The sequence below is a fragment of the bacterium genome, assembly GCA_016873475.1.
In the GTDB taxonomy this organism is placed as follows: Bacteria; Krumholzibacteriota; Krumholzibacteriia; order JACNKJ01; family JACNKJ01; genus VGXI01.
The window spans coordinates 1-1,581 of record VGXI01000414.1; the positions used below are offsets into that span (position 1 = coordinate 1).

The 1,581-nt window shown below is 71.3% G+C and carries 1 protein-coding gene; it reads left to right on the top strand.

Annotated elements, in window-relative coordinates; all coding sequences use genetic code 11:
• Window positions 1-135 precede the first annotated feature (135 nt).
• Window positions 136-1,581: efflux RND transporter permease subunit (locus FJ251_16260; protein MBM4119253.1), on the top strand; the 1,446-nt coding region annotated here is incomplete at its 3' end.

Sequence of the window (1,581 nt, forward strand, 5' to 3'; positions counted from 1 at the left end):
GCTGGCCGGCCTCGCGCCCGGCGAGCAGGTCGTGCGCGCGGGCCACCAGAAGCTCTTCCCGGGCGCCAAGGTACTGCCCCTGCCGCCCGGCGGTCTGGCCGGCGGCGCCGCGGCCCCGCCGGCGGGAAGCGGCGCATGAAGCTCAGCGAGATCGGCATCCGCCGGCCCGTCCTCGCGGCGGTGATGAGCCTGGCGATCACCCTGCTGGGGGTGATCAGCTTCCAGCGGCTGCCGGTGCGCGAGTACCCGGACATCGACCCGCCGATCGTCTCGGTCACCACGCTCTACCGCGGCGCCAGCCCGAACGTGGTGGAGACCGAGATCACCAACGTGCTCGAGGAGCAGTTCTCGACGATCGAGGGCGTGAAGAGCATCGCCAGCGCCAGCGTCGAGCAGGGCTCGACGATCACGATCGAGTTCGAGCTGAGCCGCGACGTCGACGTCGCCGCCAACGACGTCCGCGACCGCGTCTCGCGCGTGCGCGGCGCCCTGCCGCGCGAGGCCGAGGACCCGATCGTCGCCAAGGTGGACGTCAACGCGCAGCCGATCATCTGGCTGGCCTTCCTCAGCGATCGGCACTCGACGCTCGAGCTGTCCGAGCTGGCCGACCGCGTGCTCAAGGAGCGCCTGCAGCGCGTGCCGGGCGTGGGCTCGGTCTTCATCGGCGGCGAGCGGCGCTACGCGATGCGCGTCTGGCTGGATCCGCAGCGCATGCTCGCCCACGGGCTGACGACCCAGGACATCGAGCGCGCCATCCGCGCGGAGAACGTCGAGATCCCGGCCGGTCGCGTCGAAGGTAGCGGGCGCGAGTTCGCCGTGCGCACGCGCGGCGAGCTGCAGAGCCCGGCCGAGTTCGCGGCGATCATCCTGCGCCAGCGCGGCGACGGCAGCGTGCGCCTGGGCGACGTCGCCGAGGTCGAGATCGGTCCCGAGGACGAGCGCACCGTCACGCGCTTCAACGGCCAGCCGGCGATCGGCCTGGGCATCGTCAAGCAGAAGGAAGCGCGCACGGTGGCGGTGGGGCAGGCGATCCGCGCCGCCCTGCCCGCGCTGAGGGCGGACCTGCCGGCCGGCATGCAGATCGAGACGGCCTACGACTCCTCCACCTTCATCGAGGAGTCGATCACCGAGATCGGCGAGACGCTGCTCATCGCCACCGGCCTGGTCGTGCTGGTCGTCCTGCTCTTCCTCAAGAGCATCCGGGCGACGGTGATTCCCGTGCTCGCCATCCCGATCGCCATCCTCGGCGCCTTCACGGTGGCCTACGCGCTCGGCTTCACGATCAACATCATCACGCTGCTCGCCCTGGTGCTCGCGATCGGCCTGGTGGTGGACGACGCGATCGTCGTGCTCGAGAACAGCTTCCGCCACCTGGAGCTGGGCAAGCCCCGCCGCCTCGCCGCGCGCGACGGCATGAACGAGATCGCCTTCGCGGTCGTGGCGACGACGATCGTGCTCGTCGCCGTCTTCATCCCGGTGGCCTTCCTGACCGGCTCCGTGGGCCGCCTCTTCCGCGAGTTCGGCCTCACGCTCGCCGTGGCGGTGGCGATCTCGATGTTCGTCGCCCTCACGCTGACGCCG